This window comes from Fictibacillus barbaricus (assembly GCF_014635025.1).
GTDB lineage: Bacteria > Bacillota > Bacilli > Bacillales > Fictibacillaceae > Fictibacillus > Fictibacillus barbaricus.
The window spans coordinates 1773164-1795454 of the sequence record NZ_BMCE01000001.1 but is presented as its reverse complement, the minus strand read 5'-3'; the positions used below and the strand labels follow the sequence as shown (position 1 = coordinate 1795454).

The window sequence follows — 22291 nt, the reverse complement described above, 5'->3', positions numbered from 1 at the left end:
TTTAAACCTCCTCAGAATGCTGACAAGTTCTCGTTATCAAGTATGTTCGTTTCTTCATTAATGCCAAACGCTACGTGTTCTTCTATCCATTTTCGTCGTGGTTCAACTTTGTCACCCATTAAGACAGAGACACGTTTTTCCGCACGGGCAGCGTCATCAATACGTACACGGATCAGCGTACGTGTATCCGGATCCATCGTGGTTTCCCATAACTGGTCAGCGTTCATCTCACCAAGACCCTTATAGCGCTGGATGGTATAGCCTTTACCGACTTTTTTCTGTGCCTCTTTCAGCTCATCTTCATCCCAAGCATACTCGATGACTTCTTTTTTCCCTGTTCCTTTACTCACTTTGTAGAGAGGAGGAAGCGCGATAAATACTTTTCCTTCTTCGATGAGCGGCTTCATGTAACGATAGAAGAACGTTAAGAGCAGCACCTGGATGTGGGCACCATCTGTATCCGCATCGGTCATAATGACAATTTTATCGTAGTTTACGTCTTTCAGGGAAAAATCAGAGCCGACTCCGGCACCGATCGCATGAATGATCGTGTTAATTTCCTCATTTTTAAAAATATCTGCAAGCTTTGCTTTTTCTGTGTTAATGACCTTACCACGAAGCGGCAAGATCGCCTGGAATTTACGGTCTCGTCCTTGTTTTGCAGAACCTCCAGCAGAGTCACCCTCAACCAGGTACAGTTCGTTGCGCTCAGGATTTTTCGAAGTTGCAGGCGTTAGCTTCCCGCTCAGCATGGAATCCTTACGTTTGTTCTTCTTCCCGTTACGAGCATCTTCACGGGCTTTGCGCGCTGCTTCACGAGCTTGTGCAGCTTTAATACTTTTACGGATGAGCATTTCACTTATTGCAGGATTCTCCTCAAGAAAATAAGCGAGCTTCCCAGCTACAACCGCGTCAACGCTTGATCGTGCTTCACTCGTACCGAGTTTGCTCTTCGTCTGTCCTTCAAACTGAAGAAACTCTTCAGGAATACGAACAGAAACGACTGCTGTTAATCCTTCACGGATATCGGATCCATCAAGGTTCTTATCTTTTTCTTTTAACATGTTTGTTTTACGGGCATATTCGTTAATGCTTCGTGTGATCGCTGTCTTCGCACCAGATTCATGCGTTCCGCCATCTTTTGTACGAACATTGTTAACAAATGATAATACGTTTTCTGCGTATCCATCATTGTATTGAAACGCAAAATCAACTTCGATCTCATTTTGTGTTCCTTCAAAACTCACTACAGAGTGAAGTGTATCTTTATCTTCATTCAAATATTTAACGAAGGCTTCAAGACCTGTATCAAACTGAAACTCTTCCTTTTCACCGTTACGAGCATCTTCTAAAACGATCTTGATTCCTTTTAAAAGGAAAGCTGCTTCTCTCAGACGTTCACTTAACGTTTCATAGTTATAGTTGATCGTTGAAAACATCGTAGGATCTGGTTTGAAATGAACGGTCGTTCCAGACTTGCGTGTGTTTCCGATGACTTCTAGTGTTGTTACAGGTTTACCGCCATCCTCAAATCGCTGGCGATATGTCTTTCCATCTCGGTGGATCGTTACTTCAAGCCATTCGGATAGAGCGTTGACAACAGATGCCCCTACACCGTGAAGACCACCGGATGTTTTGTATCCGCCCTGTCCGAACTTTCCTCCAGCGTGAAGTACAGTAAAGATGATTTCTGGTGTTGGTTTTCCGAGCTTATGCATACCAGTTGGCATTCCACGGCCATCATCTGATACTGACACACTGTTATCTTTGTGTATTTTCACATGTATGTAATCACCGAAGCCGCCTAACGCTTCGTCAACGGCGTTATCTACAATTTCATAAACGAGGTGATGCAAACCTCTGGCATCCGTACTGCCGATATACATACCTGGACGCTTACGAACAGCTTCTAAGCCCTCGAGCACCTGTATGGCATCATCGTTATATTCCATGAATGATTTATTACTTGCCAAAATGTGTTGCTCCTTTCACGTTACTGCAGTACTACTATAATAGCAGAACGTTTGTTTCTATACTACTATTGACTGTATATTCTCCTCTTATTTCTCGGTATAGAGACCTAAAACCTTTAGTGTATAAAAGAATATTTCTCTAGAAAAGCGACAATGCAGCTAAGCATGGGAAAACCACCCGTATGTCTGCGGGTGGTTCATTACTACCGTATCATAGCATGTTCCACTTTAATGCACTTATCCATAATATAAGGAATCGTCGCACTTTGCAAAATCTGTTCTGCTTCAGCATTGTATAAACCTAACTGCGCCCAGAAGAAACCTGCTTTAATAGCAACAGCCGACCGAGCTGCTTCTGGCAAAAATTCACTGCGCCGAAACACATTGACGATATCGACATGTCCTTCTATCTCTTCTAGTGTAGCATATGCTTTTTGCCCTAATACTTCTGTGACATTAGGATTAACGGGAATGATCTCATAACCGGCCTTCTGCATATATGCTGAAACCATATAAGATGTTCGAAACGGCTGATCGGAAAGACCAACTACAGCAATTCGTTTTCTTAATTTTAAAAGATTCTTAATATCCTCTGTTGATGCTGCTCCCATACTATTTTCCTCCTAATATCATTTTTATATAGATTTTAGACAAAATTCATACAAATGAAACATTTTCGTGAAAAAGCCGGCTACCTCAAGATGCCTTGAGAGGCGCCGGCTGAAAGTTCATTATCCGTTTAAGCGGTAGATATCGCTGTACTTCTTCTCAAAGTAAGCGATCAGATGATCCGGGTTCAATCCTTCACCGGTTACGTCTTTAAGAATCTCAATCGGCTTTTTCATCTTACCGAACTGATGAACATTCTTCGTCAGCCATTCTTTAATCGGAAGAAGGTTACCTGATTCTACAAGTGCATCGAAGTCAGGAATGTCATTTAGCATCGCATTCTTAAGCTGTGCAGCGTAGATGTAGCCTAATGCGTATGATGGGAAGTAACCGAAGCTTCCGCCTGACCAGTGAACATCCTGAAGCACACCTTCAGCATCGTTTTTCGGAGTTACACCAATATACTCCTGCATCTTCTCGTTCCAGATCCGCGGAAGATCTTTCACTTCGATCTCATCGTTAAATAGACCTTTTTCAATCTCGTAACGAACGATAACATGAAGCGGGTACGTCATCTCATCTGCTTCAATACGGATCAGCGATGGCTCAACTATGTTGATCGAACGGTAGAAATCTTCCAGTTCAACACCGTTAAACTGAGCACCTGAAACATTCTTAAGTGTTGAATAATGATTTTTCCAGAAACCAAAGTGACGGCCGACAAAGTTTTCCCAGAATAGGGATTGTGACTCATGGATACCCATAGAAGTACCTGTAGCAAGTGGTGTTCCAACAAGCTCATCTGAAATATTCTGCTCATAAAGAGCATGTCCACCTTCATGAATCGTTCCGAAAACGGCTGTACGGAAATCATTCTCCATATATTTTGTGGTCACACGAACATCCCCAGGGTTCAAACCGATTGCAAATGGGTGAACCGTTTCATCCAGACGGCCAGAATCAAAATCGTAACCCATGTCTTTTAATACATGGAGACTAAACTCTTTTTGCTTATCTTTCGGGAAGTGGTCGAACAAGAATTTCGTTTCAGGCTGCCCTGCTTCTGTTACTTTTTGAAGAAGGGGTACGATTCGGTCACGAAGTTTCGAGAATGTTTCATCCAAGATCTCAACCGTCACACCTGGCTCATACATATCCAGAAGTGTGTTGTACTTGTTGCCTTCATAGCCCCAATACCCGATAAACTTCTTATTGAACTCAACAAGTTTTTCTAAGTAAGGCTGGAATAAGGAGAAGTCAGATTTTGTCTTTGCTTCTTCCCACACAGTCTCAGCCTTTGATTGAAGAATTACATATTCCTTAAATTCCGCTGGAGGAATCTTTGCGTTTCGCTCATAGTCCTTCTTCACTTCTTCTAGCGTCTTTTTTGTAACCTCAGATAACGAGTCTTGAACTTCCGGCTTAGAAAGTTCTACAATAAACGTCTTCATCTCTTCAGAAGTTGACATTGCAAATACGTCTGAAGACAAAGTCCCGATTACTTCAGAGCGTTGTTCTACACCCTTTTTTGGAGCTCCTGTGCGCATATCCCAGTACATGAGACCGATCGCTTCATTCACGTGCACCATTTTTTTTACATACTCTAGGAATTCTTTTTCAACAGTTAGTTTAGTTTGTGTCATATCATTTCCATCCCTTCACAGTTTCATAAAAAACATACCGTTATAGGAATTCGTGACACAATAAAAAAGTCCTGCTGGTCGTTTTTGTTTTTCTTAAAAATCTTCCTTAAACATTTCAGCATATGGCGAAAAAGACGGATCAATATTGTTAACATGTCCGATCGATTGATGAAGAACCTTGTGAATTTCATCCTTATGATGATCTTCCAAATGCGGATGAAGATTATGATAAGCCTTTTTAATGCTCTCTATATGACTAAATTGTGTGTACATAATAAAAACCTGCTTTCGTTTGATTATAGGAATAGTATGTACAGGTTCTTAATCTCTTTAAACCAAACAAATTTTAACTCAATGCTGTATTTAAACCGCCAAAATAAAATAAAACGGGCTTTCTCATTTGAGTCAGCCCTAAAATATTTAGTCTATCTCCGTAATTCTTTAACTTCAGGGGTTTTTCCGGCGAGTTTAGAGTATAATCCGGCGAGATTCTTTATAAATACAGCGAGTTTTCAAGATATTTCAGCGAGTCGACAAAAACAGCCATTATCTGCATTGTCTTATTAATCTTGTTTTATATTTTTAAAAATTATTTTAACTTACGGTACGTGAAATTTTCGGGTTTATGTTCATAATAAAAGACCGCTCAAACTGAACGGAATCGTTCGTGTATAGAGCGGTCTCTTCATTAAAATTAGGATTGTTGTCTCGGAGGTCTCTTTCCAAAGTACTGATAATAATCTGTCTTCAGATCTCCGTTGTATAATTTACGCTTTTTTGTTGCGGCTCTGCCGTAATACTCTTCGAACTTCTCATTCGAAGTGATCACATACACACTCCACGTATCATACGGTCTCATGGCGTCGCCTAGATCACGATACATCTGGGCAACTTCTTCTCGTTCACCAAGACGCTCTCCGTACGGCGGATTCGTAACAAGATAGCCGTAATCCTTTCTAGTTGTAAAATCCCTCACTTGCATCTGTTTGAACGTGATAAACCCTTCAAATCCCGCTTCATTTGCATTGTTCTTGGAAAGCTCGATCATCTTATGGTCGATATCAGATCCTTGGATATCTAACGGCAGATCATATTTTGCTACATCTTGTGCTTCTCCAACCGCTTCATACCACACTTTTTTATCGATCCAGTCCCAGTTTTCAGAAGCAAATTCGCGGTTAAGTCCTGGAGCGATGTTTTGACCGATCATCGCAGCTTCAATCGGCAATGTTCCTGAACCACAGAATGGGTCTCTGAATGGCTTATCCGGTGTCCAGTTCGTCAGCATGATAAGTGCCGCTGCCATCGTTTCTTTAATCGGGGCACCCGAATGCAGCTCTCGGTAGCCGCGCTTATGAAGACCTGTGCCACTTGTATCGATTGTTAATGTTGCGATGTCTTTGTGAAGGGCTACTTCAATTCTGTATAAAGCCCCATCTTCCGGGAACCACGTTTTACGGTTGTATTCTGTTTTTAAATGATCCACAACTGCTTTCTTTACGATCGCCTGGCAGTCAGATACCGAAAAAAGCTTCGATTTAACAGACCGTCCGATAACAGGGAACTCACCGTCCTCTGGGATATAATCTGCCCATGGAAGTGCCTTTGTTTTTTCAAACAGTTCATCAAACGTTTCTGCTTTAAATTCACCGACCACAAGTTTTACGCGGTCAGCTGTCCTGAGCCATAGATTTGCTTTTACAAGCGCTTTCTCATCTCCGTCAAAATAGATTCTTCCGTTCTCTACTTTTACGTTCTCAAAACCTAGTGCACGCACTTCATTCGCTACAAGGGCTTCTAACCCCATAGCTGCTGTTGCCAGCAGTCGTAATTGTGCCATAATCATAAACTCCTTATACTCTTGGGTTTAGTATAGTTTTAAGTATACCCTTATTTCGAACTCTTTTTTTATGTAAATAGAAAAAGCCCCGGTAAGCGGGGCCCTCATTCAGCTTTAATTTAGGTACCAATAACGTTCTGTAAGCCATGTTCTGTTCCTTAGTACTGCGAGCGGCTGGTTGCCTCGTACACCGGTGGTAATCATCTATCTACAAAAAGCCTTAGCTTCTTGTTCTCCCATTCGTTCAATTCCGAAGTGGGAAACTCCCCTACCATAATTTGGGTTTCTCGCTCGTGGGGTTTACCGCGTTCCACTCCCTCTGTTTCCATCGGGACTACGTCACTGTGGCACTTTCAAGGTATTAACACCATATCCAAAGGACTTAGGTGCGTTCCCTGCCGTTAGCCCAGTAAGCTCCAAAGAGCAAACCAAGCTACCCTGGCTTATTTTTTGGCCAGGCACGATCATTACGGTCATCTCAGATCCGTGCGAGCATGGACTTTCCTCTAAACCTAAAATAGGTCCAGCGATTACCCGAACGTTATTGATTCAGTTTTTTAAAAGCAAGATTCATTATAGCATGCTGAAATAATAAAAACAAATGGATAAAAACTGGAATCAATCGTATAATTTGCTGCCAAAAACATGTTTTTCCAAGTTAGACAAACGCTGGAGAATATCTGAGTTTGTCGTGCTTGATGTTACTGAAGGCATTCGTCGTGTCTGCTGTTGATCAGAAGAACTTTGAGCTTCCCGACGCAAGCGATTGTTTTCCTGGACCACCGCATCGTACTCTTTTTGGAAGTTCTCATAATCCTTAATGATCAAATCTAAGAATTTGTCTACTTCGTCTTGATCATAGCCTCGAAAGCCTTGTTTAAAGTCTTTTTCCAAAATTTCTTTTGCCGTCAAATGAAAACGTTGTTCACTCATGTGAATCACCTCACACAAAGATTCTAAATTTATTTTTTCACTACATGACCTAAATGTCAATTTCTTTCTACTTTACTCTCTCTCATTCACTGCGATTCCATTGTTCTTCTTGTACAAGAACATCCAAGTCATACGGAGTAATATAAAATATTTCGTATGAATTATCCATTTCCTGCTTTTGTTTGGCTGCATGAAGATAATACTTCGGCGAACCATCCTTTTCTTCGTCGTAAAGAAGTAAAATCGCATCGCTCTTTTGCACGAGGAACTGGTTCTTTACACGAAGCTGCACGGGCGACTCATAAGGCTTTCGGCTGACTGAATCAACAAAATCTGCCTGCGATAAAATTTCATGATATTTCTCTTGCACATTTTCTTTCCATCGGGCTTCCTGTTCCAAAAATGGTGTAATAACAGCAAGCTTAAGATCTGGGTGATCAAGCTGCAAATCAAACACTACTTCGGCAGCCCACATTTCTACTCCTGGCTGGCCGCTGACGATCACCCATTCCAAACCTTCATCGATCAAAGAAGTAATTCGCTGCTGAAGTGCTTTTTTTATGTAGTATACCCCTTCGTGTTTGTCACTAAATATGCCTAGCTCATGGGCTTTATAACCACTGATCAGTAACGTTTGAAGCATATAGGAAACCCCCTGTTAATGAAAACACCCGGCTTGTTCATAGCCGGGCTTTCCATTAAAAGTTTTGTGTTGAGTGACTAATTTCATTGCCAATCATGAGCGTCAAACCGACTACAACAAAAAATAGAACGACAATCCACTGCTTCAATTCCCATCTCTCCATGCATTAAAATATATCATTTCCCTCTTCGCACTTAACCGGCTATCTTGCGAAAACAATCGAACAACACAGAACATTGACGAAAACCATGTAGAAACATTAGGTTTTATGGCGTATTTTGCGCTTACCCGGGGAATAAAAAGAGGGGAAATTTATTTTCTCAAAAACATTTTCATGTCCTTTCTTATTCTACAAAAAACAAAGGCAATTGAGAAGAGATATTTTGAATAAATTCATAAATTTGACGAATTTTTACGAATATTGGATGATTCGTTGCTCCAATCGTTCGATTCTTTTTGCAAACGCCTGTTTTTCCTGCTCTTCTTTCCTCTTTGTTAACCTTTTTTTGCCCTTCCAGATCGAATATGCCAAAAGTGCAAAATGCAATGCTTTTTCATAATCTTTTTGTACATGCTCATAATATTTAGAGAGCTCTACTGCCGGCTCTTCATCCAAATCATTTTCCTGGAGCAGATCATGCCAATATTGAACGGAAACGTCAATTTTATTTTGCTTTTTGTAAAGTGCGGCTAAAGACTTTTTTGATTGAAAAAGGAGAGAAGTGCCGGTATTAAGAACCTCATTATAAAATTCGATTGATTGTTCATGTTCATTCAATGCTTCAAACCACCGGGCCGCTTCGTACGTTTCCTTCTCCGTTCGGAAGCTTTTCCCTGTAACGAGTCCAGACATGTGCGTATAGAGTGTTATTAACGAAAGTACATCCCATTCGTTATGCTGAAAAACACCTTCTAGCAATGACGGATCTCCTTCATTGCAATACTGGAAATAGAGCATCGGTGCTAAAAAACCAGGAGTATCGTGTATACGGTTAACACCCAATATCTCTTTTTCAACAACAGAAAGCTTTACAGCAGGAAGTGAGTCTTTCCATAGCCTTCTGGCTCCATGCAAGAGATCAAAGTGTCCAAACTCCGGTAAGGAAGGTACAAAATCCCGAATTAACGTATGACGCGTTTTTACCTGCGGCCAATCAAACGATTTGCCGTTATAGGTTACAAGGTTTCGCAGTTCTTTTACATGATTCAAAAAGTAATGATAAAGCGCTACTTCTGACCCTGGTCCTGGCAAGAAAAACTGATGAACAGAAACGTGATCTTCTTTTATCTGGCTCATTCCGAGCATAAAGATGGTATTGCCCGCCCCGCCACTTAAGCCGGTTGTCTCGGTATCAAAGAATAAAAGGTCAGAAGCATCCAGATCTTTAGCGTTCAGTGGATGGCTTGCCTTTACATCCTGCCATGTTGAAACAGCTTCTTTCACATCGGAAAAACGGTACCGGCCCCATGCATGATCGAGAGGGTATTGAACTTTGCGTATGATGCAATAATCATCTTCAAAAAAGTAGGGAGATGCACCAAACCTATCCCAATATTCCGCATGTTCTATCGTTTTCCGGGAGACTTCTATAGCCGCTTTTGTTTGAGATGGAGCTGTCGAAACATGGTTCACCATATGTTTTTTTAGGCGGTTCAGTTTATTTTGAATCGACATGATGCGGCACTCCTTTTATCTGACGAATCAATTTCACTGAAAGCTCTTTGCTGTTGTTACCTTCTTCGAGCGTTCCAGTACAAGACGGACAGCCCTTTTCACATGGACATCGTTCAATCATGGAAAGTGCTTGATCCAGCACTGTATCCCATGCCCCAAACACTTTTTCACTAAGTCCGATGCCTCCCGGATAACGATCGTAGATAAAGATCGTAGGGAGTTGATTATGAACTGCTTTTACTTGTGGGACAACATGCAAGTCGTTCGCATCACACATCACAAATAGCGGCGCCACGTGACGCAACACGTGCGCAATCCCTAATAAACCTGCTTCTAGCTTTTCTTCGGTCAAATCTTCATTTTGAAACGTAAGCCATGTCGCTGAAGTGTGAAGCTCTTCTTCGGGTAAATGAATTGGGCCTGAACCGATGTTATCGTGTGTTTCGAATTTGATCTTCTTAAAAATCGTCGCTTTTGCTACGACCATAACATCACCGTATGCTTTTGCGTTTTGTTCGTTTTTTGTTTCTTTGTCCACTTCGAGCACGTTTAAGGAAACAGCAAGATTTGCATCTGTAAAATAGTCAACGTCCACTTCACGAACGAATGCTTTCTTCTCCTCATAATCGAGTTTTTCCACTTGATATTGTGTACCCTGGTGAAGGTAGATAGCTTCTTCATGAAGAAGAGTCATCGAACTGAAGCGATCCATCTCTCCGATCACTTTCACATCCGCGACATTCGTTTGATCAATGATCACCACATTTTCCTGGGACGCAGATCGAAGCGAGATGTTATGAGCGGGAAATGAATCATTCATCCAATAAAAGTGCTTCCCTCTTTTATGAAGTACTTGCTCATCAACTAAAAATTCAAGGACATCATCAATCTCTTGATCACCGAACTTTTCGCTTTCTTGAAACGGCAGTTCATAAGCCGCACATTTCAGGTGATCCACTAAGATGATTAAGTTATCAGGATTCATGCGTGCAGATTCTGGTGATCGTCCAAAGAAGTAATCCGGATTTTGAATCACATATTGGTCGAGTGGTGATGAGGAAGCGACCATTATCACTACACTCTCATCCTGTCGGCGTCCTGCTCGGCCTGCTTGTTGCCACGCACTCGCGATAGAACCTGGATACCCTGTTAAGATACAAGCATGAAGCTGCCCGATATCGACGCCAAGTTCAAGGGCGTTCGTTGAAACAACACCCTTGATCTCTCCGTTTCGAAGACCTTTTTCGATGGCTCTTCGCTGTTTTGGCAGATAGCCGCCGCGGTAGCCTTGAATGGATTTCGTACCAAACTCCTTCTTCACAAGTTCTTGTAAGTAAGTCAGCAGAATCTCCACTCTTACACGGCTCCTCGCAAAAACGATGGTCTGAATGTGATTTTCCAAGAACAGCTTCGCAAGATTTCTGGCTTCGAGTGTTGCACTTCGTCTCACGTTAAGCGGTTTGTTCACGACGGGCGGGTTATAGAACAAAAAATGTTTCCGACCAGCAGGAGCACCATTGTTGTCGATCAGAGTCATCGGGTTGCCCGTCAGCTGTTCTGCTAACTCTTTTGGATTCGCGATCGTTGCTGATGTACAGATAAAGATCGGATCGCTTCCATAAAAGTTACAGATGCGCTTAAGTCGTCGGATGACATTCGCTACATGACTTCCGAAAACCCCTCTGTATGTATGCAACTCATCGATGACGACATACTTTAAGTTCTCAAATAAAGCCACCCATTTCGTATGATGCGGGAGAACAGCAGCATGAAGCATATCGGGGTTCGTCATGACGATGTTCCCTGCTTTTCGCACCACTTGGCGGATGTTCGCCGGGGTATCGCCATCATACGTGTAGCTTTTAATATCTAATCCCATCTCATCGATCAGTTCATTGATTTCTGATTTTTGATCTTGAGCGAGTGCTTTTGTTGGAAAAAGATAAAGTGCTCTTGCTTCTGGATTGTTCGCTACCTCTTGTAGAACAGGCAGGTTGTAGCAAAGTGTTTTTCCAGAAGCTGTTGGTGTGACTGCGACAAAGCTTTCATTTCGCAGTGCTGCTTCATATGCAGATAACTGATGAATATATAAGGAAGAGATCCCTCTTTTTTGCAGAGCAGATCGAATATTTGGATGCAAAGATTCTGGAAGTGGAACAAAAACCGCTTCTCTTGGTTCGATCGTCTTCCAGTGCACGATTTGATTTGAAATTTCAGTTTCTCGCAAAACATCCATTACTTGCTGGATGGATTTTTTTCGAAACATGTTTACCACCTCACTCTCTATTTTAACGAATATTTGTTCGTAATGAAACAAGGACTTAAACGTAATGTTCAAGTCCCGTCGGTTTTATCCTTTTTTTCTGTTATGGATAAGATATTGTTATTGAAAAACCATCCCCCACCAATATATAAAGACAACATTAAGTTAATGAAGTCTTAGAAAGAATAGTTATTATATTTGGCAGTGCGGACAATAAAATGATTTTACAGTTGAGCTTTCCACCCTTTTTATTTCAGCGCCGCACCGATAACACCTTTCTCCTTCCCTTTCATAAACAAGAACGTTATCATTGTAATTCCCCGTTTTTGTATCGCCTTCATACATGGGGAAATCCATGTAACCCCCGTGCTGGATGGCTCTTTTTAAAACAGGTTCTATCGCTTCAAACAGATTTTTCATTTCAGCATCAGTTAAGTCACTTGCTTTACGTATAGGGTCTAGTCTTGCTTCAAAACAAATCTCGTCTGAATAACAGTTACCGATTCCCGCAATAAACTTTTGGTCCACTAATAGTGGTTTTAATGCCCCTTTTTTCTTGCTGATCCGTTCTTGAAAATCCTTTAAATCCATCTCAAAAGGCTCAGGTCCAAGTTCATCAAGCTTCTCGGCTAGTCCTTCTTTATCTAATAAGTGGAGATATCCTAGTCGCAGTCCTATAAAATTAAGCTGGAGTTCACTAAATTCTAAAATCACCTGTTTTGTGCGATCCGGACTGTTGTTCTTACTTCCTAGAAACATCAAACCCCCTAGCATGAGATGAAGCAAGAGGTTTTCGCCTGTGCTCAACTCAAATATAAGATGCTTGGCTCTTCTTTTTATCGAGGTAATATGTTTCCCTTGGACGGATTCGATAAACTTCTGGATTGGTGTATTGATCGATTTTTCTCTATTAATCTCCACATGCGTTATCGGTTTATGCAGGATATTGCGACTTAAAAATTCTCTGTACGTCTCCATTTCTGGCAGTTCAGGCATGATCCCAACTCCTTATCTTTCTATCCTTAGTATTGAGCTGGTCCGCATATTTATGTAAACAAAAAGGATGGCTGATATCAGCCATCCTCTCTAACTTAAATACTTGTACGCAAATCCCAAAGCTCTGGGAAGAAACGTTGATCTAATACTTTTTTCAAATAGTTAACCCCTGATGAGCCACCTGTTCCTACTTTAAAGCCAATAATACGCTCAACTGTCTTCATATGGCGGAATCGCCATTGCTGTAGCCAATCTTCAATGTCTACCAGCTTTTCAGCTAATTCATAAAGATCCCAATACTTCTCCACGTTCTTATAGACTTCAAGCCATGCTGACTCAACAGAGCTGTTGTACTCATATCTTTTTGTAACATCACGGTTCAGTACTTCTTCATCAATAGGAAGTCCAGCTTTAGCCAGTGCCTGAATGGATACATCATAAAGACTCGGTGTATGAAGAGCAGCTGTTAGTTGTTCGTGAAGATCCGCATCTTTTTTATAGATCTCTAAAATATGAGGTGTCTTATAACCTAGAGCAAATTCAATCATGCGGTATTGATACGATTGGAAGCCAGATGCTTGTCCAAGCTTATCACGAAATTCCATGTATTCTGCTGGAGTTAACGTTGAGAGTACATCCCATGATTCGATGATTTGTGATTGAATCTTTGAAACACGAGCAAGCATCTTAAAAGCAGAATGAAGGTTGCCACCTTCTATAGCAGAAATCGCTGATCGTGTTTCGTGCAGGATCAGTTTCATCCATAGTTCAGTCACTTGATGAATGATAATAAACAACATCTCATCGTGATGACCAGAAAGCCTTTTCTGAGCAGATAAGATCTGGTCAAGATTCAGATATTCTCCGTACGTCATGTGGTTGATAAAATCGGTATAAATTCCTTTTTCTGTTTCTTTGCTGTCCAATTTTCTCTGTTCTGTCATATGATCCACTCCCCTGGACATGTTAACTATTGTGTTATCGCTTTCATTATACATGATTTTTAAGTCCTCATTTCATAAATGTTAAGAAAAAAGACTGATTCTTATAATCAATCTAATGGTTCTGTTCAATTATTTGCTTGATCTTACGCAAATCTTTCTTGTTTGCACTCTTCATCATCAGTGACATAAATGGGGTAAATAATGTAGAGAAGCCTGAAGGAACACCTTTATTTCGTAAAGTCATTCGTGTGGTATAAGCATCTTCCATATGCCACGTATACGTGGTTTCCATAGGGAAAGGACCATCAGCTGTTCTCATGACAAGCTTTTGCTCAGGAACATATTCTACTATCTCATATATATACTCTAATTTCCTCCCTAAAAAATGAGCTATAAAAGCTACCTTCGAACCTATCTTCAGCGGTTTTTCTGTCTTCCACTCAGCTGCTTTTATGTTGACATACCATTCAGGAGCTCGATCTGGATCAGCCGCATATTCGGCTGCTTTCTCTTTCGGACAATGTATTAGAATCTCTGTTTTCACATCAACCATGCAACGATTCCTATTGCTGCTCAACAAATTTTTTCAGATTTACAGCAAGCAGTTCATTCCAGCCATGACGATGAGCATCTTCCCAATGTGGTTCAAGAAAACCTGTGGCTTGATGAGTCAACTGCAATATCGTCTGCTCTCCATCCTCAGTTAATCTGTAGGAATAAAAGCTATTCACCGCACCAGACATTCCTAGAAGTCCATTTAGCCGGATTTCCTCATTTTCTTTTATATAAGTTATATTTCCCCACAATGCTCCTCCATTACCCCACTCTTCATAAAATCGTCCTGAAAGGTAAGGCTCAAAGATCAATTTAGAATTCTCCTCGCCAACTCTAAACTTCCACCAATTATTAATGTCTTCGGTCAATGCTTTGAAAACTGTTTCTTTTGTTGCATGAATAACTACTTCTTGTTCAATCTGAAACGAATCTATCTTTTTTGCTTTAGTTTGATCCATCGTTTGTTTCTCCCTTTCTTCTGCTAAATTTTTCAGATGGTGAAGTGAAGATGCATGTGGCGCCTCATATTTACTGACCCATCTGTTATAAAGCTCTTGCAACGGGATTACATTAAGGTAATTAACCCTCTGTCTCCCCATTCGACGTACAAGGACTAGTTTAGCGTCTACCAAAACAGCAAGATGTTTCATAATCGCATATCTTGAAACATCATACTTTTCACTAATTTCCCCGGTCGTTAATGGTTGTTTTTTCAACTCATCTAAGATACCAATTCGAATTGGATGTGATAAGGCTTTAAAAGTTTCAACAAGATCATTATTAATCATCTAGGTTATTTCTCACCAACTTTCATAAGCCTAAGATGTGACCTTCTGGTAACATTTAATATGTGACTAAATAGTAACATATTAAATTTAAGTAGTCTATAAAAAAATAAACCCCAGGACGAATCCTGAGGTTTTCTTACAAGGAGGTTACAAATTAACGAAGTCCGCCTAGCGCTTGAGCTACAAGGCGCTTAGTGATTTCGCCACCTACAGATCCGTTTGCACGAGAAGTCGTGTCTGGTCCAAGTTGTACTCCGAACTCAGCAGCGATCTCTTGTTTCATTGCATCAAGAGCTCCTTGTGCTCCAGGAACCACGATTTGGTTGCTGTTGTTGTTACGTGCCATGTGATTTCCCTCCTTTGGGAGATAATATGTACGAAAAACTTTTTTGTTTTCCGTTACAAGTAGTATGTTTTGATTTTGAAAACCTATTCATAGAAATATATTTTTTTTCAAAAAAAACAAGAACTTGTTATAAGTCCTTGTTCTTCGGCTCTTTACTTAATAAATCTTCTTCTATTAGTTGGGCTCTCTTTAACTCTTTTGCTGAATGTCTTTTAAAGAATACAACTGTTCTCCAAGCGAAGATTGTAAAGATCGCAAGTGTTATAAAAGCTGGAATATACTCAAGTTTATTTTCTGGAAACACAATCGGCAGCATCTCTTTGCACCCTTTCGGTAAACATTACGTTTTATTATAACAAAAAAGGACAAAGAGTGGTAAATTATAGAGCGGTATTTGTGTTGTTTCTGTTAACGCTCTCCTTAGTTTTTGCTTGTGTGCCTGCTAGTCTCTTGAAACATAGTACGAGAAAGACTCCAAAACAAAAACCAGCAAGAATATCAGATGGGAAATGGACACCTATGTAAACTCGGCTGATACCCAATAACAAGGGTAAAAGTATTCCCACCCAAAGAATCCAAGGTTTTTGATACCTTTTATAGATCAGATAAGCAGCAAACAAATAAAACGATGTTCCCACCATGGCGTTCCCGCTTGGGAAACTATAACCATCCTCTTCGATCAAACCATTATCCGAAGGACGTTCGCGCCCAAAAGCATTCTTTACTATCAAGTTAAGTCCATAAGAAACAACGAGACTCGCGAACAATAAAGCGCCCTCTCTCCATTGTCTCATGATAAATAAGGCGATCATACCTACCAGGCAGATAACTGCAAGCACCTTTGCATCTCCCACATGTGTAAAAAGTAAAACAAATTCATTCAGCCAGTCATTTCTTGAATTTAAAATAAATGCTCTGACGTTTGAATCAAAGGTCATCATAATGCTGAAATCGTAAAATGAAAAACAGACAAAAAAGAAAAAGCATAAAATCATTAAATAGCTACGCTTATTAAACATGCACACTCCCCCTACTTGTATTTTACGTTAAAGAATACAGAAATAGGTATAAAAAAAGAAGCTCTCCTAAAGAGGAGAACTTCCATCTTCTGTTTCACACTCTTTTATATAACGATTCCATGGATGTTCCTTGCATTCTGTACTGCATGAACGTTTATGTTCCTTCTCACATTCTTTACACATCAAAAGATGAGCGTTGCATTCTGGGTTGCCGCATTTCACATAACGTTCTTCAGGATTTCCGCAATGATAACACCTGCCGACCACGGTCTCTTCTCCGCTTCGGTTTACAGGAACAGAGATCCTTTCATCAAAGACGTAACATTTACCGTCCCAAAGCTTTCCTTTTGTTTCTTCATCATAACCGTAAGAGATGATACCGCCTTCTAACTGAGAAACGTCTTTAAACCCCTCTTTTACGAGAAAACCAGAGAACTTTTCACAGCGAATACCGCCAGTACAATAGGTTAATACTTTTTTATCTTTAAATTGACTAAAGTTTTCACGTACCCATTTAGGAAGCTCTCTAAACGTTTCAACATCGGGTCTGATCGCATTCTTAAAATGACCAAGGTCATATTCATACGTGTTTCGTGCATCTAAGATTACAACATCCTCTTGCTGCATGGCTTCAAGCCATTCCTTGGGAGAAAGATGCTTTCCTGTAAGTTCATTCGGGTTTACATCATCTTCTAGATTTAGATGTACAAGCTCAGGTCTCACTCGAACTTTCAACTTTTTAAAGGCATGTTCGTTTGATTTTTCTATCTTGAACACGGTATCGCTAAACCGAGGATCATCCTTCATGACCTTCATATACTTTTCAGTTTGTTCAACAGTTCCAGAAACCGTTCCATTAATACCTTCATGCGCAACGAGAATTCTTCCTCTGAGCCCAATCTCTTTACATAGGGCCAGATGTTCTTCCTTAAAGAATTCGGGGTTTTCAATTGAAACATATTTATAATATAGCAATACTTGTATGTCCATATTTCCCACCTACTTTTACTTCTTAACAACTACCTTTCCTATAATAACAAATTATTAAAAAAAGAAAAATACAGGCTGCAGCCTGTATTTTAGATTTTATTCAATGTGTAGTTCCGCAGCAAGGAAGCCGCTTCCAAGCACTCTTCATCTTCAGCTAATTCTAGGGCTGTCTTCCCATCACCTTTTGCAAGGAATGGATCTGCACCTTGTTCTATAAAGTATGAAATCATCTCAGAATCATTATGCTGTGCGGCTTGATGAAGGATCGTCCACCCTCCGCTTTGCTGTTCATTAATGTCAGCGCCATGTGATAATAGCAAACCAATCATCTCTTTACGGTTCTTCCTATTAGCTGCAGCCGCATGAAGCGGGGTGTTCGCCATGCTGTTACCTGATTTCACATGTACATCTGCCCCGTTTTCTAACAAGTATTTGACGATTTCTAAATGTCCGAAATGTGCTGCAAGATGAAGAGGTGACCATCCATCCTGAAGCTCGTTTATATGTACGTTCTTTTCTTCTACTAATGCGATTATGTCTGTTATTTTTCCATCCATGGCTGCTTGATGCAAACTCATAACATCAACCCTTCCTGATTGTTTGTCTAGGATTACTTCTTCTTAATGACACAAAAATCCTTCTCCATACAATTATTTACAAAATTTTTCTGCCATTCCCAGTTGTTTCATGGTCAAAATTATGTGAACATTTAAATAGTGAAAGTCGTTGGAGGAACCGGATATTGGGGGATATTATGCGTTTAAAAATTGTATCTTTATCATTAGCCGCCTTTCTTATGATGGGGTCTGCTAGTTATGCTTCAACACCTTATACGGTTCAGAAAAATGACACACTGTGGAAGATCTCGCAGAATAAAGGGGTAAGCCTTTCTCAGCTTATCGGGATGAATCGTCTAGTCAGCTATTCAATCTATCCTGCCCAAACTTTATATATTCCGTCTTCTTCAAAGACTTATACCGTTAAAAGAGGAGACACTCTTTATAAGATCGCTTCGGCATCAAATGTTAGTTTATGGGCAATTCTACAGGTAAACCCTCAAATCAAGCAGATTAATTGGGTATATCCTGGACAAGTTCTTGACCTGCCAGCAGCTAAAACATCTGCACCTACAACACCTTCTACACCTTCTACACCTAATACGACTGTAGGTTCTTATGCGACTCAAGTTTCACAAATCGTGAACCAAGAGCGTCAAAAAGCCGGCCTTGCCCCATTAACACTTGATGCTGAATTAAGCAATGTTGCTATGGCAAAAGCAAAGGACATGATCACAAACAACTATTTCGATCACAACTCACCAACATACGGATCCCCGTTTGAAATGATGCGCAGCTTTGGAATCAATTATACAGCTGCAGGTGAGAACATTGCAAAAGGACAAACTTCTCCACAAGCAGTTATGAATGATTGGATGAACAGTCCTGGACATCGCCAAAACATTCTAAGTTCTAACTATGACTCGATTGGGGTTGCTTATTATCAAGGAGCCTGGGTACAGTTGTTCAAAAAATAAGGATCTTCCGTACGACTTCCACGAAAAGAGCATGCAGCCCTTCAGCCGCATGCTCTTTATTTTTTTTGAAGCGAAACACGGAATGGATATAGTGTCCCGGTCATGATCTTGTTCACGATGACAGGGTAGTTCTCCATGATTCTTTTCGCTTCTTCTTCATTCGTATTTTAAAAGGATCACAACACCAAACGATGCATCCAAACAAGGACCTGCTAATACCAATTTATCTGCTCCCAACAGATTCTTGAGGTAGGTAAAATGAGAACTTAACACGTTCTGTTCTTCAGAAGTCTGATTTTCCATAAAATCAAGTCTGATTGGCTTTATCTGATACAAAAACTCTGTTGTTTCCATTCGCATTTCTCCCCTTTAAGAGGTGATTCTTTATCAAGTGAAAAAGCCCTCTTAAACTTTATGACCGTTTGTTATCAGACTCTCTGTTTTTTTTACTCACACTCGTTTTTTGTTGAGACACCTTCGTATCTTGCTTGAATCCTCGCTCGTTGTATGATGTCTTATTTATTTCTTCTATAACAACTTGTCCTTTTTCAAGGTTTTGTTTCTGAAGAGTAACATTCATTTTTGCTGTCCATTTCTTAACAGATGACAGCTCAGCTTTTGTAACAAGTGAGACTACTGTCCCCTCTTTACCCATACGGCCTGTTCTTCCAGAGCGATGGACGTATTGCTTTACATCTTCCGGAAGTTCAAAATGTACCACATGTGTTATGTCTGGAATGTCTAATCCTCGAGTAGCCACATCTGTTGTCAACAGCACAGGGATCTTTCCATTCTTAAAATCATTCAATACTTTTTGCCGCTCTTGCTTTGTAGAGTTACCTGCTAAAACACCAAGTTTAATCTTTTTGTACTCCAGCTTTGAAGCGAACTCATCCATCTTCATCGAGCTATTAATGAAGACCATTGCTTTTATATCAGGAGTATGGCGGATTAACTTTCGAAGATTATCCACTTTGTCACGGTAATCAGAAACCATAAACGTATGGGTAACTTGACTCTCAACCGCTTCTTTCTGAACTTTTACGACAACTGGATCAACCGCTAATTTTCTTGACCAGTCTTCTGTCTTTTTATTGATGGTAGCTGAAACGAATACAAGTTGACGGTCTTTTAAAGTAGCTCCGATCACTTGTTCCACATCGCCATTAAACCCAGCTTCAATAATATGGTCAGCTTCATCAATGACAATTGTTTTAACATCATGTACTTTTAGTTTTTTGTTCTGAATTAATTCTTTTACACGCCCTGGTGTACCAACAATATATTGAGGCTTTTTCTTCAGCTTGTCTAACTGTCTTTGCATATTTGCGCCTCCAATTAAGGAAGCACCACTTAAACCGCTGTTTTCCGTAAACTTTTGACAAACTTCATAGATCTGCATCGCTAGTTCTCTGGTAGGTGCGAGAAAAAGTACTTGCGCATTTTTTATTCCAGGGTTTAGCTTCGATAGAGCTGGCAATGCATAAGCCAATGTCTTACCTGTACCAGTAGGTGACTCGATGATCATATCTTTATTATCTACTTGATCAGGTAGAGCTCTTTCCTGAATATCTGTTAATGAAGTAAATCCGCTTTTATTCCAAGCGGTTTGGATAAAATCCGGAAAATTATGTAGTGATTTTGTCATTTTTTATACCCCTTAAAGTAATCATTCATTTCTTTCATCGATAACAAAACTTGCTCTAATACCTTAGAAATACGATCTGGTTCTTCCTCAGCAACTCGTTTTTGCAGTTGTATGGAAATGGTGTTGTTAAACACATTTCTTGATTCTCCATATATATAAGTAAGTTTTTGCTGAATATCCCCTTTTAAGTCTCCACTTGTCCATTTTTTCAAGATGGATTGAAGCTGCTTGCAATCCGTTTCAATTTCATAGACTGGTGTCTTTATTTCTAAAGTTAGTTTACTCCCAGCTCCCTCTGGATTATCGTTCAACTTCTCAGTAGCTAAATCTTCAAGGGTAGCGGTTAATGTAATATTCCCTCTCATTAAATCACCAATCTCAGAGACCACGAAATCTATTGAATAATTTCTCTCGAAAATAGCATGATCGATTAGATCTTTACGGTTAACGATCTCTATATCACCTGAGAAATCAAGGTCATAAACGGCTCCTTCAAGCACAACTTTTAAATTATCATAAACGGATGGATGATACATCTTGCTCTCTCCCTAAATGAAAAACAAAATTTTTGAACGGTACGTGAAAATTTTCAGTTGAGATCTTCACTTAATTGATCCTTCATCTGATTCAAAACATAGAGAACAGACTTAACCATTTCAGTTATTCGTTTTTCTTTCATTTTCTTTTGAAATACATATACTCCTAGATAACCAATATTTTCAGCAGCCGTCTTGATCTGGATCGGATATAAATATTTCGGTTTATCTGCGATTACCCACTCTCGAGCAAGCGGCTCCCATTTCTTTACACGAAAGTGTATACGGTTAGCAAAGGGCTTTACTTCTTTATAAAAATCGGCTTCATCTTCCCTTATCTTTGTTTGTGTTTTATAAATGTGAAATGCTTCATCTATATCAGCGATTAGTTCAGTCGTTAAATTATACAAAATGCTCATAAAAAAGTCCCTCCATTCTTTATATCCTACCAAAGAATGAAGAGACTTACACTTTTTGATTTTTTTACAGTGTAAACAAACTGACGAACCAGTTCTTTTTCGGTTTCTCTTTTACATATAAACGCTCTTCTGGGTAATTGTTCTTTAAAAGAGCCACTTCGAGATCCTGAAGACGTGCTTCCATGTTTTCCATCTTCTTTATGAGCTCCTCGAGCTCTGACGCGTGCTGCAGCATCTGATAGGATACAACCGCATCTGCCTTTTCTTCAATCTTTTTCTCTAGAGCCTCGATCGCAGCATTCAAACGGCTGAATTTCTCTTCGAATTGGGTTGGCAGTTCTAAGGATTTGTCTGTTGTTTGTATCGATTGGATTTGAATATCGCTCATCAGGAGTCCGTTATCCAGCTGTGATTTAATTTCTTTTAACTGTTCAATGTCCTCTTGTCTGAACAAATAATGACCATGCTCGTTCTTATCACATTGAATGTTAAAATGTCTGACCCAGCGCTGAACTGTAGTCGGATTCACCCCAAGTTCCTCAGAGACAGTTTTGGTCTTCAACACCATTTCCATTATGAATCCCTCCCCGTTTTCTTGTGATATCTAATTTCGTTCCGTTTCCTTTGAACCCCTTCACACCTGACAAAACTAGTTTTGATTCGGCAAAGAAAGTGGATTTTGAGCCAATCACTTTAATTTCGACAGCGATTTGTTGATTATTTGTATATTCAGTCGCAACAACTCCAAAACTAAGAGCAGTTCAGGTGACTAAAAAGGAGGTGCTGAAGATGAACGAAGACAGCAAACAACAAAGACAGCAAGATCAACATACGGACCATGATGGAACTGTTACTCAAAAAACAGAACAAAAACAAAATACCGGCTACGGTGATAAAAAGCTAAACGGCCCAGATATTCCAAGTACCTAATAATAAA

At 40.1% G+C, this 22291-nt stretch carries 25 protein-coding genes and 1 other RNA gene; 2 read left to right on the top strand and 24 right to left on the bottom strand.

Going from position 1 to position 22291, the window contains the following annotated elements; genetic code table 11:
* Window positions 1–11: 11 nt before the first annotated feature.
* From parE to IEV52_RS08910, 19 genes are all read right to left on the bottom strand, one after another.
* Window positions 12–1952, bottom strand: coding sequence for a DNA topoisomerase IV subunit B (parE, locus tag IEV52_RS09000; protein WP_205724071.1), 1941 nt, complete (start codon window positions 1950–1952; stop codon window positions 12–14).
* 224 nt (window positions 1953–2176) lie between these two features.
* Window positions 2177–2584: a CoA-binding protein gene (locus tag IEV52_RS08995; RefSeq protein ID WP_188402108.1), complete on the bottom strand. Its 408-nt coding sequence runs from the start codon at window positions 2582–2584 to the stop codon at window positions 2177–2179.
* A gap of 120 nt (window positions 2585–2704) precedes the next feature.
* Window positions 2705–4225, bottom strand: a complete 1521-nt coding sequence (locus IEV52_RS08990) for a carboxypeptidase M32 (RefSeq protein ID WP_188402107.1) — start codon at window positions 4223–4225, stop codon at window positions 2705–2707.
* 93 nt (window positions 4226–4318) lie between these two features.
* The gene (locus IEV52_RS08985; RefSeq protein WP_188402106.1) at window positions 4319–4498 is read right to left on the bottom strand and encodes a hypothetical protein; all 180 of its coding nucleotides are present in this window, start codon (window positions 4496–4498) and stop codon (window positions 4319–4321) included.
* A 421-nt stretch (window positions 4499–4919) separates the two neighbouring features.
* Entirely contained in the window at window positions 4920–6065 is a 1146-nt protein-coding gene (locus IEV52_RS08980; RefSeq protein ID WP_188402105.1) for a THUMP domain-containing class I SAM-dependent RNA methyltransferase, read from the bottom strand.
* Window positions 6066–6200: 135 nt separating this feature from the next.
* Window positions 6201–6607, bottom strand: an RNA gene (gene rnpB / locus IEV52_RS08975) — RNase P RNA component class B.
* 76 nt (window positions 6608–6683) lie between these two features.
* Window positions 6684–6998, bottom strand: a complete 315-nt coding sequence (gene gpsB, locus IEV52_RS08970; RefSeq protein ID WP_188402104.1) for a cell division regulator GpsB — start codon at window positions 6996–6998, stop codon at window positions 6684–6686.
* A gap of 82 nt (window positions 6999–7080) precedes the next feature.
* Complete coding sequence (locus IEV52_RS08965; RefSeq protein WP_188402103.1) at window positions 7081–7641, bottom strand: SLOG family protein; 561 nt, start codon at window positions 7639–7641, stop codon at window positions 7081–7083.
* 412 nt (window positions 7642–8053) lie between these two features.
* Window positions 8054–9316, bottom strand: coding sequence for a ribonuclease H-like domain-containing protein (locus IEV52_RS08960; protein WP_188402102.1), 1263 nt, complete (start codon window positions 9314–9316; stop codon window positions 8054–8056).
* Complete coding sequence (locus tag IEV52_RS08955; protein ID WP_188402101.1) at window positions 9300–11582, bottom strand: DEAD/DEAH box helicase; 2283 nt, start codon at window positions 11580–11582, stop codon at window positions 9300–9302. The genes IEV52_RS08960 and IEV52_RS08955 overlap by 17 nt, the downstream gene beginning before the upstream one ends.
* 189 nt (window positions 11583–11771) lie before the next feature.
* The gene (gene mutM / locus IEV52_RS08950; protein WP_188402100.1) at window positions 11772–12575 is read right to left on the bottom strand and encodes a DNA-formamidopyrimidine glycosylase; all 804 of its coding nucleotides are present in this window, start codon (window positions 12573–12575) and stop codon (window positions 11772–11774) included.
* Window positions 12576–12670: 95 nt separating this feature from the next.
* Window positions 12671–13519: a tryptophan 2,3-dioxygenase gene (gene kynA, locus IEV52_RS08945; RefSeq protein WP_188402099.1), complete on the bottom strand. Its 849-nt coding sequence runs from the start codon at window positions 13517–13519 to the stop codon at window positions 12671–12673.
* Between the two features lie 112 nt (window positions 13520–13631).
* Window positions 13632–14072 carry an SRPBCC family protein gene (locus tag IEV52_RS08940; RefSeq protein WP_188402098.1) on the bottom strand — a complete coding sequence of 147 codons (441 nt, stop codon included), beginning with the start codon at window positions 14070–14072 and terminating at the stop codon, window positions 13632–13634.
* Window positions 14073–14082: 10 nt separating this feature from the next.
* A complete protein-coding gene (locus tag IEV52_RS08935; protein WP_188402097.1) occupies window positions 14083–14862 on the bottom strand; it encodes a metalloregulator ArsR/SmtB family transcription factor in 780 nt (259 codons plus the stop codon).
* Window positions 14863–15016: 154 nt separating this feature from the next.
* Complete coding sequence (locus IEV52_RS08930) at window positions 15017–15208, bottom strand: alpha/beta-type small acid-soluble spore protein (RefSeq protein ID WP_188402096.1); 192 nt, start codon at window positions 15206–15208, stop codon at window positions 15017–15019.
* Window positions 15209–15335: 127 nt separating this feature from the next.
* A complete protein-coding gene (locus IEV52_RS08925) occupies window positions 15336–15524 on the bottom strand; it encodes a hypothetical protein (RefSeq protein WP_188402095.1) in 189 nt (62 codons plus the stop codon).
* A gap of 64 nt (window positions 15525–15588) precedes the next feature.
* Entirely contained in the window at window positions 15589–16227 is a 639-nt protein-coding gene (locus IEV52_RS08920; RefSeq protein WP_188402094.1) for a phosphatase PAP2 family protein, read from the bottom strand.
* Window positions 16228–16293: 66 nt separating this feature from the next.
* Window positions 16294–17217, bottom strand: a complete 924-nt coding sequence (gene trhO, locus IEV52_RS08915; protein WP_188402093.1) for an oxygen-dependent tRNA uridine(34) hydroxylase TrhO — start codon at window positions 17215–17217, stop codon at window positions 16294–16296.
* Between the two features lie 89 nt (window positions 17218–17306).
* The gene (locus IEV52_RS08910; protein ID WP_188402092.1) at window positions 17307–17795 is read right to left on the bottom strand and encodes an ankyrin repeat domain-containing protein; all 489 of its coding nucleotides are present in this window, start codon (window positions 17793–17795) and stop codon (window positions 17307–17309) included.
* A 176-nt stretch (window positions 17796–17971) separates the two neighbouring features.
* On the opposite strand from IEV52_RS08910, the gene IEV52_RS08905 reads away from it, so the two are divergent.
* Entirely contained in the window at window positions 17972–18751 is a 780-nt protein-coding gene (locus IEV52_RS08905) for a LysM peptidoglycan-binding domain-containing protein (protein WP_188402091.1), read from the top strand.
* A gap of 156 nt (window positions 18752–18907) precedes the next feature.
* Here the strand turns inward: IEV52_RS08905 and IEV52_RS08900 are convergent, their stop codons facing one another.
* The 5 genes from IEV52_RS08900 to racA form a co-directional block, all read right to left on the bottom strand.
* Window positions 18908–19105: a YciI family protein gene (locus IEV52_RS08900; protein ID WP_188402090.1), complete on the bottom strand. Its 198-nt coding sequence runs from the start codon at window positions 19103–19105 to the stop codon at window positions 18908–18910.
* Window positions 19106–19163: 58 nt separating this feature from the next.
* The gene (locus IEV52_RS08895; RefSeq protein ID WP_188402089.1) at window positions 19164–20399 is read right to left on the bottom strand and encodes a DEAD/DEAH box helicase; all 1236 of its coding nucleotides are present in this window, start codon (window positions 20397–20399) and stop codon (window positions 19164–19166) included.
* A complete protein-coding gene (locus IEV52_RS08890) occupies window positions 20396–20935 on the bottom strand; it encodes a hypothetical protein (protein ID WP_188402088.1) in 540 nt (179 codons plus the stop codon). Before IEV52_RS08890 ends, IEV52_RS08895 begins: the two co-directional genes overlap by 4 nt.
* Window positions 20936–20988: 53 nt before the next feature.
* Window positions 20989–21354, bottom strand: coding sequence for a DUF1798 family protein (locus IEV52_RS08885; RefSeq protein ID WP_188402087.1), 366 nt, complete (start codon window positions 21352–21354; stop codon window positions 20989–20991).
* A gap of 64 nt (window positions 21355–21418) precedes the next feature.
* Window positions 21419–21928, bottom strand: coding sequence for a chromosome-anchoring protein RacA (gene racA, locus IEV52_RS08880; protein WP_188402086.1), 510 nt, complete (start codon window positions 21926–21928; stop codon window positions 21419–21421).
* A 215-nt stretch (window positions 21929–22143) separates the two neighbouring features.
* On the opposite strand from racA, the gene IEV52_RS08875 reads away from it, so the two are divergent.
* Complete coding sequence (locus IEV52_RS08875; protein ID WP_188402085.1) at window positions 22144–22284, top strand: hypothetical protein; 141 nt, start codon at window positions 22144–22146, stop codon at window positions 22282–22284.
* Window positions 22285–22291: the final 7 nt, after the last annotated feature.

What these genes read in the sequence shown, in the direction of transcription:
- IEV52_RS08910 (WP_188402092.1), bottom strand. Translation starts at nt 17,795, where the DNA reads ATGAGTTTGCATCAAGCAGCCATGGATGGAAAAATAACAGACATAATC.
- IEV52_RS08990 (WP_188402107.1), bottom strand. Translation starts at nt 4,225, where the DNA reads ATGACACAAACTAAACTAACTGTTGAAAAAGAATTCCTAGAGTATGTA.
- IEV52_RS08940 (WP_188402098.1), bottom strand. Translation starts at nt 14,072, where the DNA reads ATGGTTGATGTGAAAACAGAGATTCTAATACATTGTCCGAAAGAGAAA.
- IEV52_RS08895 (WP_188402089.1), bottom strand. Translation starts at nt 20,399, where the DNA reads ATGACAAAATCACTACATAATTTTCCGGATTTTATCCAAACCGCTTGG.
- IEV52_RS08885 (WP_188402087.1), bottom strand. Translation starts at nt 21,354, where the DNA reads ATGAGCATTTTGTATAATTTAACGACTGAACTAATCGCTGATATAGAT.
- IEV52_RS08875 (WP_188402085.1), top strand. Translation starts at nt 22,144, where the DNA reads ATGAACGAAGACAGCAAACAACAAAGACAGCAAGATCAACATACGGAC.
- IEV52_RS08985 (WP_188402106.1), bottom strand. Translation starts at nt 4,498, where the DNA reads ATGTACACACAATTTAGTCATATAGAGAGCATTAAAAAGGCTTATCAT.
- kynA (WP_188402099.1), bottom strand. Translation starts at nt 13,519, where the DNA reads ATGACAGAACAGAGAAAATTGGACAGCAAAGAAACAGAAAAAGGAATT.
- IEV52_RS08965 (WP_188402103.1), bottom strand. Translation starts at nt 7,641, where the DNA reads ATGCTTCAAACGTTACTGATCAGTGGTTATAAAGCCCATGAGCTAGGC.
- trhO (WP_188402093.1), bottom strand. Translation starts at nt 17,217, where the DNA reads ATGGACATACAAGTATTGCTATATTATAAATATGTTTCAATTGAAAAC.
- IEV52_RS08925 (WP_188402095.1), bottom strand. Translation starts at nt 15,524, where the DNA reads ATGCTGCCGATTGTGTTTCCAGAAAATAAACTTGAGTATATTCCAGCT.
- IEV52_RS08930 (WP_188402096.1), bottom strand. Translation starts at nt 15,208, where the DNA reads ATGGCACGTAACAACAACAGCAACCAAATCGTGGTTCCTGGAGCACAA.
- IEV52_RS08955 (WP_188402101.1), bottom strand. Translation starts at nt 11,582, where the DNA reads ATGTTTCGAAAAAAATCCATCCAGCAAGTAATGGATGTTTTGCGAGAA.
- IEV52_RS08935 (WP_188402097.1), bottom strand. Translation starts at nt 14,862, where the DNA reads ATGATTAATAATGATCTTGTTGAAACTTTTAAAGCCTTATCACATCCA.
- IEV52_RS08920 (WP_188402094.1), bottom strand. Translation starts at nt 16,227, where the DNA reads ATGTTTAATAAGCGTAGCTATTTAATGATTTTATGCTTTTTCTTTTTT.
- racA (WP_188402086.1), bottom strand. Translation starts at nt 21,928, where the DNA reads ATGGAAATGGTGTTGAAGACCAAAACTGTCTCTGAGGAACTTGGGGTG.
- gpsB (WP_188402104.1), bottom strand. Translation starts at nt 6,998, where the DNA reads ATGAGTGAACAACGTTTTCATTTGACGGCAAAAGAAATTTTGGAAAAA.
- IEV52_RS08960 (WP_188402102.1), bottom strand. Translation starts at nt 9,316, where the DNA reads ATGTCGATTCAAAATAAACTGAACCGCCTAAAAAAACATATGGTGAAC.
- IEV52_RS08995 (WP_188402108.1), bottom strand. Translation starts at nt 2,584, where the DNA reads ATGGGAGCAGCATCAACAGAGGATATTAAGAATCTTTTAAAATTAAGA.
- IEV52_RS08905 (WP_188402091.1), top strand. Translation starts at nt 17,972, where the DNA reads ATGCGTTTAAAAATTGTATCTTTATCATTAGCCGCCTTTCTTATGATG.
- parE (WP_205724071.1), bottom strand. Translation starts at nt 1,952, where the DNA reads ATGGAATATAACGATGATGCCATACAGGTGCTCGAGGGCTTAGAAGCT.
- mutM (WP_188402100.1), bottom strand. Translation starts at nt 12,575, where the DNA reads ATGCCTGAACTGCCAGAAATGGAGACGTACAGAGAATTTTTAAGTCGC.
- IEV52_RS08980 (WP_188402105.1), bottom strand. Translation starts at nt 6,065, where the DNA reads ATGGCACAATTACGACTGCTGGCAACAGCAGCTATGGGGTTAGAAGCC.
- IEV52_RS08900 (WP_188402090.1), bottom strand. Translation starts at nt 19,105, where the DNA reads ATGGAAACAACAGAGTTTTTGTATCAGATAAAGCCAATCAGACTTGAT.
- IEV52_RS08890 (WP_188402088.1), bottom strand. Translation starts at nt 20,935, where the DNA reads ATGTATCATCCATCCGTTTATGATAATTTAAAAGTTGTGCTTGAAGGA.